This is a genomic window from Pseudomonas brassicacearum, assembly GCF_003732265.1.
GTDB classification, from domain to species: Bacteria; Pseudomonadota; Gammaproteobacteria; order Pseudomonadales; family Pseudomonadaceae; genus Aquipseudomonas; species Aquipseudomonas brassicacearum_D.
This window is the reverse complement of the sequence record NZ_MOBK01000008.1, coordinates 44062-57977: the sequence shown is the minus strand read 5'-3', so window position 1 is coordinate 57977 and position 13916 is coordinate 44062. Positions and strand designations below refer to the sequence as shown.

The window sequence follows — 13916 nt, the reverse complement described above, 5'->3', positions numbered from 1 at the left end:
CCCTCAAAACCCAATGTGGGAGCGAGCCTGCTCGCGAAAGAGGCCTGTCAGTCAACATCACTGTTGAATGTGATGGCCTCTTCGCGAGCAGGCTCGCTCCCACAGGTTTTAGGTGTTCCTACAGCTTGGGGATTACGTCGGGACGACGTTATCCAGCATCCGGTTCACCGCCAGTTCGCCGAGCATGACGGAGTGCTGAATCCCCAGCAGCGTGTGACGCTGTGTGCCGTTCAACTGCCCCGCGAAATCACTCAACATCACACTCGCTGACGCCAACGTCTCACTGGCGTTGACCAACAGGGTTTCGTGATCAGTGTCGGGGGCGACGAAGTAGATGGTGCTGGGTTTGCGCGGAGTGTCTTTGGGGATGACCGGTTTGAGGTAGTAATCGAGGGCGCGGTCGGCGGCTTTGTTGAGCTTTTTGGACTCTGGGGTTTCGTAGGGGGAAACGTCGTCGGTTTCCGGTGGGTTCGGCGTAACTTTGAACATAAGTGCATTCCTCTAGTAGAGCCGCAACCCTCTCGCTACTAAACGGAATGGGTGGCGGCTGTGCGCAGGTTAGTAGACCGGGAGGAATCAAACCGGCGCGCCCGAGGGCGCCAAGCGCACAGCCACCATCAAGTGCAGGCGGATACCTGACTGAATGACACTTGTGCATCCGATAAAACCTACCCGGGCTACTAAACCCGATCACTGGAAATCAGTGACAGGACCAAGTTACCGACGGGCCTCCAGGCGCACAAGCCGGCGGATTCTGACGTGGTTGTAGGCGATGGCGCAAGGCACTGTAGCTTTCAGGAAGTAACCTTAAACAGAACTAAACACGCCCCCAAAAACACCGCAGATCTAGTGTGGGAGCGGGCTTGCTCGCGAAGGCGGTGTATCAGTCAAAGCAGATGTTGACTGACACGACGCCTTCGCGAGCAAGCCCGCTCCCACAGGGGATTGTGGTATGGCTGCCACCGTGGGCCTGTCGGGTGTATCGTTCCAGCTTTCCCGCGCGATCCAGCCAGCGAGGTGTGTGATGAGTACCCCTTTGAAAATTGATTTCGTCAGCGACGTGTCCTGCCCCTGGTGCGTTGTCGGCCTGTACGGCCTGACCCGGGCGCTGGAAATTTTGCGCGATGAGGTCCAGGCCGAGATCCGCTTCCAGCCATTCGAGCTGAACCCGAAGATGGGCCCCGAAGGGCAGAACATCACCGAACACATCAGCGAAAAATACGGCTCGACCCCCGAGCAATCCCAGAAGAACCGCGAAATGATCCGCGCCCGTGGCGCCGAGGTCGGGTTTGCGTTTCGCACCGACGGCAACAGCCGCATCTACAACACCTTTGATGCTCATCGGTTGCTGTACTGGGCGGGGCTGGAAGGCTTGCAGTTCAACCTGAAAGAAGCACTGTTCAAGGCGTATTTCACCGACGGCGGCAACCCGTCCGATCACGGGCAGTTGGCACAGATTGCTGAAAGCGTAGGGCTCAATCGGCAGCGGGCCGAGGCGATTCTGGCGTCGGATGAATACGCCAAAGAGGTGGTTGAGGAAGAGCAATTGTGGCTGACCCGTGGCGTGAGTTCAGTGCCGACGGTGGTGTTCAACGGGCAGTACGCCGTCACTGGCGGGCAACCGGTGGAGACGTTTGTCGGGGCGATCCGGCAGATCATGAGTGAGGCGAAGGGCGGTACGGTTATCTGATCGTGCGGCGAGCGCGGGTCACTGTGGGAGCGAGCCTGCTCGCGAAGGCGGTGGGTCATTCAACCATGACGTTGAAGCTGACTGCCTCTTCGCGAGCAGGCTCGCTCCCACAGGGGGGGCGGGCGTTGCCGGGATCACCGCACAATCTTGTCGACATGGATGCCAAGCTTTTTCAACCGATACCAAAAGCTGCGCTCGGAGATTCCGATCAACTGCGCCGCCGCAGCCTGCACGCCATTGCTCTGCGCCAACGCCGCCAGAATGTAGGATTTCTCCACTTGGGCCAGCGCCGCTTCCAGGTCCGCCGGCACGCTGCCTTCCGCGACCACCACACCGCTGTCAGCGGTTCGTGACGCAAACAGATACGCCGGCAAATCATCCTCTTCAATCAACGCCGTCGACGCGACGATGGTTGCGCGCTCCACGCAGTTTTGCAGTTCTCGAATATTCCCCGGCCACGAATAACGGGTCATCGCCTGCAACGCCTCGGCGCTGAAACCGGTGATGCGTTTGCCCGCCGTGGCCCCCAGCGTATGGGCGAAATGCCGGGCCAGTGGCGCGATGTCTTCGACCCGCTCGCGCAGCGCCGGCAACGGGATCGGGAACACATTGAGGCGGTAGTAAAGGTCTTCGCGAAACTCCTTGTTCGCCACCGCGTCCAGCAAGTTTTTGTTGGTCGCCGCGATCACCCGCACATCCACCTTGCGCTCGCGCGGATCGCCCACCGGTTCGATCACTCGCTCCTGCAACGCCCGCAGGATTTTCGCCTGCAAGGGCAAGGGCATTTCACCGATCTCATCGAGAAACAACGTGCCCTTGTCCGCTTGCATGAAGCGCCCGACCCGATCCGCCACGGCGCCGGTAAACGCGCCTTTGCGGTGGCCGAACATTTCGCTTTCCAGCAGACCTTCCGGGATCGCCGCGCAGTTCACCGCAACGAACGGTTTGTCCGCGCGATTGCCGTGTTTGTGGATGGCGCGGGCGACCATTTCCTTGCCGGTGCCGCTTTCGCCGGTCAGCAGGATGGTCGCGTTGCTATCACGCACCGAGTCGATGGCGTGCAGCACCCGGCGGAAGCTCGGGCTGTCGCCGATCAGGCTGTCGATCTGCTGGTGTTCGTCGAGTTCGGCGCGCATGCGCTGGTTGTCTTTGAGGATGTCGCGAAACTGCAGGGCTTTGTGGACGGTGATGTCCAGCTCGTCGATATCGAATGGCTTGGCGATGTAGTCGAAGGCGCCGTTGCGCATCGACTGCACGGCGTTTTTCACCGTGCTGTAGGCAGTCATGACGATCACCGGCAAGTGCGGATAACGGCTTTTGATTTCCGCGAGCAACTGCGGCCCGTCCATGCCGGGCATGCGCCAGTCGCTGATCACCAGGTCGATGTCCTCGGCCTCCAGCACCTTGAGCGCGTGCAGGCCATTGCCGGCGGTGAACACCTGAATGCCGCTCTGACTCAACGCCGATGCCAGCAGGTCGCACAGCTTGGGTTCGTCGTCGACCACCAGTACGTTATGTGTCATCACTGCCCCTGTCGAACGGTTCGCCGTTGGCCGGAATGTACAAGGTAAAGGTCGCCCCGGCCTCTTTTTCACTGACGCATTCAATGCGTCCGTCGTGACTTTCCATGATCGAGAAGACCTTGGCCAGACCCAGCCCGGTGCCGGACGCCTTGGTGGTGACGAACGGCGTGAAGATCCGTTCGAGCATGTCCGCGGCGATGCCTTGGCCGGTGTCTGTGATGCGGATAACGGTGTAGTGCTGTTCGCTGCTGATCCCGACCGTCAGGCGACCGCCCTCGGGCATGGCGTCGATGGCGTTGACGATCAGGTTCAGCCCGGCCTGCTTGAGTTGCCGCGCGTCGGCATACAGGGTCGCGGCCGGCGCCCGGTCCTCGATGACCACTTCGATGTTGTGGCTGGCCAGTTCTGGCGCGCAGAAGCCGATCAGTTCATCTATCAGCGGACGCGCCAGTTGTGTCGAGCGCATCGGTGCGCTGGGTTTGGCGAAGTCGAGGAAGTCGGTGATCAGGTCGTTGATGCGGCTGACTTCGCTGACCACGTATTCGAGGTGACGCTTGTCGGTCTCGGGCAAATCGGCGCGCCGGTGCAACAATTGCGTGGCGGTCTTGATGATGCCCAGCGGGTTGCGGATTTCATGGGCCAGGCCCATCGCCACTTCGCCCAGTGCATGCAGACGGTCGCGCCGGCGCAGTTGCGATTCCAGGTGTTGCAACTCGCCGAGGCGTTCGCTCATGTGGTTGAACGTGCTGCTCAGTTCCGCCAGTTCGTCACCGCCGGTGACTTCCAGGCGTTGGCGGTAATCGCCGGCAATCACCGCTTGTACGCCTTTGGCCAGGCCGCGCAACGGCTTGGTCAGTCGCTGCGACACCAGCCAGCCGACGGCCAGGGACGCCGCCGAGCTGAGCAGGAAAATCAGGATGAACAGGTTGCTCTGGTTCACCAGCCCGACCAGGCTGGTGTGGCGCAGCAGGCCACTGAAAATCACGCCTTGCAGCTCGCCGTTTTCATTGAGAATCGGCTGATAGATGCCGCTGTAGCGGTTGGTGAATTGTTCGATCGGTTGCTTGGTGGTGCGCAGGATCTGTTCGATCTTCTCCGGCACGGTCGCCGGGTGATCTTCGAAGCGCTGGGTGGAGAAGATCTCCGAGAAGTCGTCGGCCTTGGCCAGGTACAGGCGCAGATCAAGGGAATGCACATCGGCCACGCTGGTGAGGAAACTGCTGTCGAGGTACGTCGCGACCACCAGTTTGTAGTCAACATTGTCCTGATCGGTCTCGAAGGTCGAGACCACCGTGCCAGTCGCCACGCCGCCCACTTGCAGGGTCTGCAACACGGCTTTGGGCTCGATGCTGATTTGTCGGACGATGTCATCGGCAACGGTGCTGAACACCACTTTGTGATCGCTGTTGCGCACCAGCGCCACCACGTCGATGCCCATGGAGTCGGCAATGTCGGTGGTGAGTTTGTCGTGCCTGGTCGACAGTCGATCCGTAGGCGGGCGGGTGTAGCGCAGGAACAACTGCGCAGCCCGGGCATTGTCCCGCAGGATCTCGCTGATTTCGTCTTCGACAATCTTGGTCGATTCCTGCAGCCAGATGCGCACGTTGCTGTCGAAAATCTGCGACAGCGTGGTGGCCGCCAGTTCAGCGGCGATCATGGTCGGGATCACGCTGACCAACCAGAAGGCGAGCACCAGTTTGCGTTGCAGGCTCCAGCCGGAGAGGGCGAACGGTCGGGCGGTGACGGGTGATTCTTGGGTCATTGGGTTTCGCTTATCGCAGCAGGTCCGATTGGATAAACCGTTTCAATACAGTAGCCGACTTCGCCCCGGAAAAGACGCCTCGGTGTATCAGGCAGACCGAGTCGTCAGGGTTTACTGGCCCCTGTAGCAGCTGGCGAAGCCTGCGTTCGGCTGCGCAGCAGTCGTAAACCCAGGCAACGCGGTCTGCCTGAAACACCGAGGCGCCTGATTTCACGACCGCTTCGCAGCCGAACGCAGGCTTCGCCAGCTGCTACAGGGGCCGGGCGTGTTCAGGCCAGTTGGCGGTAATCCTGGCGCACGGGTTGCGGGGTGTAGCCCTGTTGCATGAAACGGTGCTGGATGAAATCCGCGCTCAGCTCCACCACGCGGCGGTATTGCAGGTCCACGGTAATCATGTGATAGCAATCGTCGAGCAGCACCTTCACCACCGGACCACCGAGTTTTCGCTCCACGTAATCGGCATTCCACGCGCTGGTGATGTCGTCTTCCTTCGAGTGCAGCACCAGCGCCTGGGTGGTGATTTGCGGCATGCGTTTTTTCACCGCCGCCACCAACCGATGCAGTTCACGCACGCTGACCCCGGACATGGTCAGCAGCCCGGCATTGCTGCTTTCACCGGCCTTCATCTGCCGTTCAACGATGGCTCGCAGGCGTTCGTCCTTGATACCGAACGGTGATTTTTCGTTGAAGCGGCACAGGTGCACACCATACGGAAGCGACATCACCAGGCTGCTCAATTTCGCCACCCAGGGCATGTTCCAGCCGTCGTAGCGCAGGGTTGTCGAATACAGCAACAACCCTTCGATCTGCCCCGGATGTTCGGCCGCCAGGTACATCGACAACACCGCGCCCATGGACAAACCGCCGACGAACACATGCTCATGTTTGCGTCGCACACCGACGAAGGTGTTGCGCGCGCTTTCGTACCAGTCGCGCCAACCGGTGGCTTGCAGGTCGGCGTTGTTCCCGCAATGGCCGGCCAGGGTTGGCACATACACCGTGCACCCGGCCTTGGCCAGGCCCATGGCCACCCGACGCAACTCGGTCGGGGTGCCGGTGAGGCCGTGGATCAACAACACCGCGACCTCCCCTGAGCCGAGAACGAAACCGGCGCTGCCTTCGCCCATGTCGATCTGCACTTCGTCTTCAAAAACCGCGTTCATCGTTTCATGGCTCGATGCAGCAAGCGGTCGAGCAGGGCGATGCCGAGGTCGATTTCCTGGTAGCTGATTTCCAGCGAAGGCGCGAGGGTGATCACGTTTTTGTAGTAACCGCCCACATCGAGGATCAGGCCGAGGCGTTTGCCGTTGATTTCGATGTCGCCCTTCATGCCTTCATCGACCATGAAATCCAGGGTCGCCTTGTCCGGCGTGAAGCCGTCCGGGCCGCAGATTTCGCAGCGCAGGGCCAGGCCCAGACCGTCGACGTCGCCGATGATCGGGTAGCGTTTCTGCAAGTCTTTCAGGCCTTCGAGGAAGTATTTGCCCTTGTTCATCACCATGGCGCCGTAGTCGAACTCGCTGGTCATCTTGAACATTTCCAGGCCCACCGCCGTGCCCAACGGGTTGGAGGCGAAGGTCGAGTGGGTCGAACCTGGCGGGAAGATTTTCGGGTTGATCAACTCTTCCTTGGCCCAGATGCCGCCCAGCGGATTGAGGCCGTTGGTCAAGGCTTTGCCGAAGACGATGACGTCCGGTTTGACGTCGAAATGTTCGATCGACCACAGCTTGCCGGTGCGGTAGAAACCCATCTGGATTTCGTCGACCACCATCAGGATGCCGTGCTGATCCAGCACATGCTTGAGTTCGCTGTAGAAGTTCATCGGCGGAATCACGTAGCCGCCGGTGCCCTGGATCGGCTCGACGTAGAACGCGGCGTATTCACTCTGGCCGACTTTCGGGTCCCAGACGCCGTTGTATTCGGTCTCGAACAGACGGGCGAATTGCTGCACGCACTGGCTGCCGTACTCTTCCTTGGTCATGCCTTTCGGGCCACGGAAGTGGTACGGGAACGGGATGAAATTGGCGCGCTCGCCAAAGTGGCCGTAGCGGCGGCGATAGCGGTAGCTGGAGGTGATCGACGAGGCGCCCAGCGTCCGGCCGTGATAACCGCCCTCGAAGGCGAACATCAGGCTTTTGCCGTTGGTGGCGTTGCGCACGACTTTCAGCGAGTCCTCGATGGACTGCGAACCACCGACGTTGAAGTGCACGCGACCGTCGAGGCCGAACTTCTTCTTGGCGTCGACCGCGATCATTTCCGAGAGCTCGATCTTGCCTTTGTGCAGGTATTGGCTGGCGATCTGCGGCAGGGTGTCGATCTGTTGTTTCAGCGCGTTGTTCAGGCGTGGGTTGGCGTAACCGAAGTTGACGGCCGAGTACCACATTTGCAGGTCGAGGTAGGCCTGGTCTTCGGTGTCCCAGACGTAGGAGCCTTTGCAACGGCTGAAAATACGCGGTGGGTCGATGTAGTGAACGGTGTCGCCGTAGGAGCAGTATTTGGCTTCTTTATCCAGGAGGATCTGGTCTTCAGGGGTGGCGATTCGACTATCAGACATGGTGGAAGATTTCCTGTGTTTCAACGTTGAAAGTGGTGGCGTTGGCAGCGCTGGCGTTTGGCAGCAGAGCCAGCAGGGCCGGGAGTTCGGCGAAGCTGTCGAAGCGCGCATGGGCGATGCCGTTGCGCTCGCAGTGTTCGGCCAGGCGATCCTTGGCGAATACGAAATCGGCGGTGGCGGCCACGCACATATCGGACTGGCCATCGCCGATCACCAGCACGCGTTTAGTGCTGGGGGTGGATTTGCATTTGCAGTTACCGGAAGCGGCGCGGCAGGCGTCGCTGGCATGCGGGAAGTCGATGCGCCAGCTGTCGTGGTCAAGCTGTCGCAAGCGGTTGGCGAGGATCGGCAACAGGCTCACATAGTGGCGCGCCAGGATCCGGGCGATGCCTTGCTCGATGCCGTCGCTGACCACTTCAAACGAAGCGCCGAGGCCGATGGCGTGGTCGACGAAGTCGGGGAAGTCCGGGTCGATCTCGATGGAGTCGAAGAACCCGAGCAGTTCACTGGGTGTGGCCTTGACCAGCGCGAGCTGGCGGCTGAGGCATTCACGGGAACCGATATTGCCGGCCAGCCACTCGTTTTCGATCGCTTCCCAACTCGGGGCGGCGAAGCGTTGGAGGATGCTGTCGATCACGTCGGTGCGGGTGATGGTCCCGTCGAAATCACACACGATATGCCAGTCAATCATCTGCAGTACCTATTGGGCGTTGCGCGCTGTCTGCGCTTGCCAAGGGGATAGAGCAGGGACTGTGCCAACCGGGTTTGGCCCAGCAGGGCTGGGGTTTTGGCGGGATTGGAGTGCTGCGAAGCTACAATTTTTGTAGGTTGCTACAAACAACATGAGTGCTTGCGCGGGGGAGGTGAAAAGGGGATTGATGCGCGCCTGTCCCGTACAAGGAATGGCCTCATGTCGAGGATCACTGTTGTTCTATTCGCCGCGCTGATGTGCCTGTCGGCCAGTGTGTCAGCGGCTGGCATTGCCGGGGAGGCCGGGGCGGGTCTGAGCTATCAGCCACACGACCCGAGCGGCAGTCGCTACGAAGTCCGACCGGTGCCGTACCTCGATCTGGACTGGGGCGATGTCAGCCTCGGCACGGATGATGGCCTGACCTGGAACGCGCTGAAGGCCAACGGTTTCAGCGCCGGACCGTTCGTGAATTACCTGCCGGGACGGACTGCCAATGGTGAGCTGCAAGGCTTGCACGACGTGCCGGACATGGGCGAAGTGGGCGGGTTTGTGCAGTACGCGCCGGCCGATTTCTGGCGGGTGTTTGCCTCGGTCGGACAAGCGGTAGGCGCGCGTGGCGGGGTGTTGGGCCGGGTCGGCGGGGAGGTGGGTTATCCCGTGGGTGGCGGGGTGATTGGCAGTTCCAATGTGACGGCGCACTTTGCCAATGCCCGGCAGAATCAGGCGTTTTTTGGTGTGAATGGGGATGAGTCGTTGGCCTCCGGGATTCGGCCTTATAACGCTGGGGGCGGTTTGCAGAATGTGGCGCTGACCCAGAGTTTTGAGTTTCCACTGGCACCGCATTGGTCGCTGCTGACCAGTGCGAGCTGGATTCACCTGACGGGTTCGGCGGCGGATAGCAGCCTTGTCAAACAGGTTGGGGAGAGCAATCAGGGCGAAGTGCAGGCGGCCATTGCCTACAAGTTCAACTGAAGGATTTGTATTGAGTTGACTGACGCCTTCGCGAGCAAGCCCGCTCCCACATTCGACCGAGTTTTTCCTGAATAAATGCGATCAAAATGTGGGAGCGGGCTTGCTCGCGAAGGCGTCTTCGAATTCGATGGAGATCTAGGTTTCTTCGCCCTCAGCCAACAACGCAATCCCGCCAATAATCACCGCCACCCCCACCCAGTGCAGTCCGCTGATCTGCTCCCCCAGCCCTAGCCACGACCCGAGCAAAACCCCGACAAACACCAATGAACTCAACGGAAACGCCAGCGACAAACTGCTGCGCCGCAAGATCAACATCCACACAAAAAACGCACCGATACCGCAGCCCACGGCACTCAGTACGCCGGGGTCGACCACTACGGCTTGCAGCCATTGCAGGGTGAACGTCATCTGCCCCAACTGATCGCCGCCGACCTTGGTCGCGATCTGCCCGGCACTTTCCAGAACAATCAGCAGCACCCACAGCACCACGGTACCGAGCCGCCCGTGCAGCCAATCCATCGGTTTTGGCTCAAGCATGGCCGGCACACACGAGCATCACGCCCACCGTAATCACCAGCGTTGCCAACCAGCGTCGGCGGCTGACGGTTTCGCCCAGCACCACGTTGCCCGCCAGCACCACGCCGCAATAAGCCAGCGCTCCGGCCGGAAACAACAGGCTCAGCGGGGCGCGGGACAAGGCTTCAAGCCAGACGAAAAACTCCAGCGCGTAGGCGCCGATCCCGGCCCACAGCAGCGGCGCGTTGAACACCTGGCCCCAGAAGGCATTCAGCCGGAAACCGCCTTCGAGTTCCGGCAAACGGTCCAGGCCGAGCTTGAAACAGAGCTGGCCGATGACGTCCAGCACGATGGAAAAGGCGACCAGCAGGATGACGGTGAAGGTCAGGTCGGGATCTAGGATAGGCACAGTCAGGATTCACCCTTGGCGGATCCTCCCGGACACCGGCGTCATCGAACATGAAGGCCGGCCGGGAGGGCTTTGCGGGGTAAATGCAAGGGACGGGCCAGTGAGGCTGATGGAGATCCCTGTGGGAGCGAGCCTGCCCGCGATAGCGGACTGTTAGTCAACATCAATGGTGAATGACAGTCCGCTATCGCGAGCAGGCTCACTCCTACAAGGGAATTGTGGGGTGTCAGGAGTGGAGGCGAACCCAGACCGAGACGAGGACTGTCGCCGCGATCAGCCAACCCACGGCCGCCACGGCCAACGAAGCCTCCAACCGCATCCGGTCCACCATCACGTACAACGTCGCCAGGTAAACGAAGTACGGAATGATCGACCACATGCCAAACACGATGGTGGTCTTCAAATCCTCCACCGAGCGTCCTTTGCCGACGATGAAATGCGCAATCAGCGCAAAGGTCGGAAACAACGGTACCAGCCCGGCGATGTAGTAATTCTTGGTCTTGGCCAGTGCCGCCAGAATCAGCACCACCGCCGCGCCCAGCGCCGCTTTCAGCATCAGATCCATCAGTGGCTCAGCCCGTACTTTTTGACTTTGTCGAACAGCGTGGTCTTGGCCATGCCCAGTTCCAGGCTGGCCTGGGTCAAGTTGCCGCCGCTGCGTTGCAAGGCGTCGCCGAGCAAGGTGCGTTCGAAGGCTTCCACCGCTTCGGCGAACGCCAGGCCCTGATTGCTGCCACTGGCGCCGGTTTTCTTGAAGGCCGGCAAACCGAGGGCAAAGCGTTCGGCGACGTTGCGCAATTCCCGCACGTTACCCGGCCAGTCGTGGCTCATCAGGTTCGACAGGGTCTGGTTGTCCAGCTCCGGCACGGCGCGGTCAAAGCGCAGTGACGATTGCTGCAAAAAGTGCTCGAACAATTGCAGGATGTCCTCGCGACGTTCGCGCAACGGTGGCAGTTCCAGGGTCACCACGTTCAAGCGGTAATACAGGTCGCTGCGGAATTCGCCGGCCTTGCTGGTTTCGGCGAGGTCGGATTTGGTGGCCGCGATCACTCGGCAATCCACCGCCACGCTCTGGTTCGAGCCGAGGCGTTCGAGGGTGCGTTCCTGCAACACCCGCAACAATTTGATTTGCAGCGGCAGGGGCATGCTTTCGACTTCGTCGAGGAACAGCGTGCCGCCGTCGGCGTGTTCGATCTTGCCGATTCGCCGCTTGCCGGCGCCGGTGAACGCGTTGGCCTCGTGACCGAAGATTTCGCTTTCGAACAGGTTCTCCGGCAAGCCGCCGCAGTTCAGCGCGACGAATTGTTTGGTGTGACGGCGACTGAAGTCATGCAGGCAACGCGCGACCAGTTCTTTACCGGTGCCGGTCTCGCCTTCGATCAATACGTTGGCCGAGGTATCGGCAACGTTGGCAATCAACTCGCGCAAGTTCTGCATGGCCGGCGAACGGCCGATGATCCGGCCTTCCAGCGAGTCGCGTTCCGCCAGTTGCCGGCGCAACGAAGAGACTTCGCGGGCGAGGCTGCGTTGTTCCAGCGCACGGCGTGCAACGTCCACCAGGCGTTCCGGGGAGAAGGGTTTCTCCATGAAGTCATAGGCGCCTTTTTGCATCGCGCCGACCGCCATGGAGATGTCGCCGTGACCGGTAATCAGTACCACCGGCAGGCTGCGATCACGGGCCTTGAGCCGGTTCAGCAGTTCCAGGCCATCGATGCCGGGCAGGCGAATGTCGCTGATGACGATGCCGGCGAAGTTGTCGCCGACCCGTTCCAGCGCTTCTTCGGCACTGCCGACGCCGACGCAGGGAATGTCTTCCAGGGTCAGCGCCTGTTGGCAGCCGAGCAGCACATGAGGGTCGTCTTCGACGATCAGCACACTAAGGTCGTTGTTCATATTGGCTCGGCGAGAGTGGGGCTTACCAACGGTAAACTGAGGACGAAGGTGGTACCACCGCTGGCCGGGTGTTCGACACCCAAATGTCCGCCCGTGGCGGCGGCCAGGCTGGCGGACAGGGTCAGGCCGAGGCCCAGCCCCTGTTCGCCGGGTTTGGTGGTGAAGAACGGTTCGAACAGATGCTTGCGCGCTTCGGCGTCAATGCCGTGGCCGTTGTCGCGCACGCGCAGGCGATATTTGCCGTCAAATTCGTCGCCTTCCAGCCACAGTTCCGGCAACGGCTGGGCCTGCATGGCGTCGAGGGCATTGCCGATCAGGTTGACCAGAATCTGTTCGAGGCGGGTCTGGTCGATCTGCACCTGCACATCGGCGAACTCGCGATGCAATTGCAGATGAACACTTTCCACCCGACCGCCGAGCAGTTGCAGGGCCGCGTCCACGGCTTTGCCGAGGCAGGCCTGGCCTTTGTCGTCGCCACGACGGGCGAAGGAGCGCAGGCTGGCAGTGATCCGGCCCATGCGGTCGATCAGTTCATTAATGGTCTTGAGGTTGGTGCTGGCGACATCCAGCTGACCGCGTTCCAGAAAGCGCACGGTGTTGCCGGACAAGGTGCGCAGCGCCGCCAGTGGCTGGTTCAATTCATGGGCAATGCTGGTCGACATCTGGCCGATGGCCGCGAGTTTGCCGGCCTGCACCAGTTCATCCTGGGCACGGCGCAGCGTCTCTTCAGCCAGCCGGCGTTCGCGGATCTGACCCTTGAGCCGTTCGTTGCTGGCGCGCAGGTCGGTGGTGCGTTCGGTAATCCGACGCTCCAGTTGATTGTTGGCTTCTTGCAAGGCTTCCCGGGCGGCGAGGCGGGTGGCGATGACCTTGCGCCGCTCGTTCCAGGCAATCAGCAGGAACGCCACCAGAGCGAAGGCCACCGCCACCAGAATCCCTTGGTTGATCGCCTCTCGACGCAAATCCTGAAGCGGCGTGAGCAGGGTGAAATTCCACGGCGTGTCGCTCAGGGGCCGGGTCTGGGCCAGGTAGCTGATGTCCTCTTCGTCGGATTCCACTTCGCTGTTGGCGGGGAAGGTCAGTTTCTCCACACCCTCGGCCAGGGTTTCACGGGCCAGCGGTTGCAGTTCGTTCAGCGGGAACCAGTAGTACTGGAGGCTGCGGGCGAGTTTTTCTTTGGTTTCATCGCTCAACGGCACGACTGACTTCAGGCGTCGCGCCGGATCGCTGGAGAGGATGATGATGCCGTTTTCATCGCTGACGAACGCTTCGAGGCGCGCCCGTTGCCAGCGTTCTTCCATGGCTTCGAGGCGCACTTTGACCACCGCGACGCCGATGATCTTGCCGTGCTCTTCCAGGCCGTGGGCCAGGTAATAACCGGGTTCGCCGTTGGTGCTGCCGATGCCGTAGAAACGACCCGGCTGGCCACGAATGGCGTTCTGGAAATAGGCGCGGAAGGACAGGTCTTCACCGAGGTAACTGTCGACATCGCGCCAGTTGCTGGTGGCCATGACGCGACCGGTGGTGTCCATCACATAGATAGCCCGACTGCGGCTGCGCCGGTTCAGGCCTTCAAGGTAATCATTGACCGTTTGCCGGTGTTCCGGCGATGGGTCGTCCAGCAGTTTCGACACACTGGATTCGAGTTCCAGCAGGCTGGGGAGGTAGGTGTACTTGCTGATCTCGCTCTCGACGGCGCGGGCGTGCAGTTCGAGCTGACGCTGGCCATTCTCGCTGAGGCTGCGAATACCGTAGTGTTCACTGATCCAGAAGCCGGCATAACCCAGTCCGATCATCAGGGCGACGATCAGCGGTGGCAGGAACAAATGGCGAATCAGACGGGGTTTCACGGCAAGTGATGGCAGCGCTGCGCGATGGAGAGAGGGGTCGCATTTCATCACAGATG

At 60.9% G+C, this 13916-nt stretch carries 13 protein-coding genes; 2 read left to right on the top strand and 11 right to left on the bottom strand.

The window, feature by feature from the left end; translation table 11 throughout:
* Nucleotides 1-132 precede the first annotated feature (132 nt).
* Nucleotides 133-489: a DUF6124 family protein gene (locus BK660_RS21320; protein WP_123434965.1), complete on the bottom strand. Its 357-nt coding sequence runs from the start codon at nt 487-489 to the stop codon at nt 133-135.
* Between the two features lie 535 nt (nt 490-1024).
* Between BK660_RS21320 and BK660_RS21310 the strand changes: the two genes are divergently transcribed.
* A complete protein-coding gene (locus BK660_RS21310) occupies nt 1025-1690 on the top strand; it encodes a DsbA family oxidoreductase (protein ID WP_123434964.1) in 666 nt (221 codons plus the stop codon).
* A 134-nt stretch (nt 1691-1824) separates the two neighbouring features.
* Here BK660_RS21310 and BK660_RS21300 read toward each other — a convergent pair whose 3' ends face one another.
* The 5 genes from BK660_RS21300 to BK660_RS21280 all read right to left on the bottom strand — a co-directional run bounded on the left by BK660_RS21300 (nt 1825) and on the right by BK660_RS21280 (nt 8220).
* Nucleotides 1825-3213 (bottom strand): sigma-54-dependent transcriptional regulator, encoded by a 1389-nt coding sequence (locus BK660_RS21300; RefSeq protein WP_123434963.1) that lies wholly within the window; start codon nt 3211-3213, stop codon nt 1825-1827.
* Nucleotides 3203-4975: a sensor histidine kinase gene (locus BK660_RS21295; protein ID WP_123434962.1), complete on the bottom strand. Its 1773-nt coding sequence runs from the start codon at nt 4973-4975 to the stop codon at nt 3203-3205. The genes BK660_RS21300 and BK660_RS21295 overlap by 11 nt, the downstream gene beginning before the upstream one ends.
* 269 nt (nt 4976-5244) lie before the next feature.
* On the bottom strand, nt 5245-6138 hold the full coding sequence (locus tag BK660_RS21290) for an alpha/beta hydrolase (protein ID WP_123434961.1): 894 nt from the start codon (nt 6136-6138) through the stop codon (nt 5245-5247).
* Nucleotides 6135-7529: an aspartate aminotransferase family protein gene (locus BK660_RS21285; protein WP_123434960.1), complete on the bottom strand. Its 1395-nt coding sequence runs from the start codon at nt 7527-7529 to the stop codon at nt 6135-6137. The genes BK660_RS21290 and BK660_RS21285 overlap by 4 nt, the downstream gene beginning before the upstream one ends.
* The gene (locus BK660_RS21280) at nt 7522-8220 is read right to left on the bottom strand and encodes an MtnX-like HAD-IB family phosphatase (protein ID WP_123434959.1); all 699 of its coding nucleotides are present in this window, start codon (nt 8218-8220) and stop codon (nt 7522-7524) included. Before BK660_RS21280 ends, BK660_RS21285 begins: the two co-directional genes overlap by 8 nt.
* A gap of 219 nt (nt 8221-8439) precedes the next feature.
* On the opposite strand from BK660_RS21280, the gene BK660_RS21275 reads away from it, so the two are divergent.
* Nucleotides 8440-9192: a MipA/OmpV family protein gene (locus BK660_RS21275; protein WP_123434958.1), complete on the top strand. Its 753-nt coding sequence runs from the start codon at nt 8440-8442 to the stop codon at nt 9190-9192.
* 135 nt (nt 9193-9327) lie between these two features.
* On the opposite strand, the gene BK660_RS21270 is transcribed toward BK660_RS21275, so the two are convergent.
* The 5 genes from BK660_RS21270 to aauS all read right to left on the bottom strand — a co-directional run bounded on the left by BK660_RS21270 (nt 9328) and on the right by aauS (nt 13908).
* Nucleotides 9328-9729: a DMT family transporter gene (locus tag BK660_RS21270; protein WP_123434957.1), complete on the bottom strand. Its 402-nt coding sequence runs from the start codon at nt 9727-9729 to the stop codon at nt 9328-9330.
* Entirely contained in the window at nt 9722-10096 is a 375-nt protein-coding gene (locus BK660_RS21265) for a DMT family transporter (protein WP_123435155.1), read from the bottom strand. Before BK660_RS21265 ends, BK660_RS21270 begins: the two co-directional genes overlap by 8 nt.
* A gap of 247 nt (nt 10097-10343) precedes the next feature.
* Nucleotides 10344-10673 carry a GlpM family protein gene (locus BK660_RS21255; RefSeq protein ID WP_185045173.1) on the bottom strand — a complete coding sequence of 110 codons (330 nt, stop codon included), beginning with the start codon at nt 10671-10673 and terminating at the stop codon, nt 10344-10346.
* An 8-nt stretch (nt 10674-10681) separates the two neighbouring features.
* On the bottom strand, nt 10682-12010 hold the full coding sequence (aauR, locus tag BK660_RS21250) for a two-component response regulator AauR (RefSeq protein WP_027922823.1): 1329 nt from the start codon (nt 12008-12010) through the stop codon (nt 10682-10684).
* Complete coding sequence (gene aauS, locus BK660_RS21245) at nt 12007-13908, bottom strand: two-component sensor histidine kinase AauS (RefSeq protein WP_123434955.1); 1902 nt, start codon at nt 13906-13908, stop codon at nt 12007-12009. Before aauS ends, aauR begins: the two co-directional genes overlap by 4 nt.
* Nucleotides 13909-13916 lie beyond the last annotated feature (8 nt).

Coding starts and splice junctions, on each gene's coding strand:
- BK660_RS21300 (WP_123434963.1), bottom strand. CDS start 3,213: ATGACACATAACGTACTGGTGGTCGACGACGAACCCAAGCTGTGCGAC.
- BK660_RS21255 (WP_185045173.1), bottom strand. CDS start 10,673: ATGCTGAAAGCGGCGCTGGGCGCGGCGGTGGTGCTGATTCTGGCGGCA.
- BK660_RS21285 (WP_123434960.1), bottom strand. CDS start 7,529: ATGTCTGATAGTCGAATCGCCACCCCTGAAGACCAGATCCTCCTGGAT.
- aauS (WP_123434955.1), bottom strand. CDS start 13,908: ATGAAATGCGACCCCTCTCTCCATCGCGCAGCGCTGCCATCACTTGCC.
- BK660_RS21280 (WP_123434959.1), bottom strand. CDS start 8,220: ATGATTGACTGGCATATCGTGTGTGATTTCGACGGGACCATCACCCGC.
- aauR (WP_027922823.1), bottom strand. CDS start 12,010: ATGAACAACGACCTTAGTGTGCTGATCGTCGAAGACGACCCTCATGTG.
- BK660_RS21310 (WP_123434964.1), top strand. CDS start 1,025: ATGAGTACCCCTTTGAAAATTGATTTCGTCAGCGACGTGTCCTGCCCC.
- BK660_RS21270 (WP_123434957.1), bottom strand. CDS start 9,729: ATGCTTGAGCCAAAACCGATGGATTGGCTGCACGGGCGGCTCGGTACC.
- BK660_RS21275 (WP_123434958.1), top strand. CDS start 8,440: ATGTCGAGGATCACTGTTGTTCTATTCGCCGCGCTGATGTGCCTGTCG.
- BK660_RS21320 (WP_123434965.1), bottom strand. CDS start 489: ATGTTCAAAGTTACGCCGAACCCACCGGAAACCGACGACGTTTCCCCC.
- BK660_RS21295 (WP_123434962.1), bottom strand. CDS start 4,975: ATGACCCAAGAATCACCCGTCACCGCCCGACCGTTCGCCCTCTCCGGC.
- BK660_RS21290 (WP_123434961.1), bottom strand. CDS start 6,138: ATGAACGCGGTTTTTGAAGACGAAGTGCAGATCGACATGGGCGAAGGC.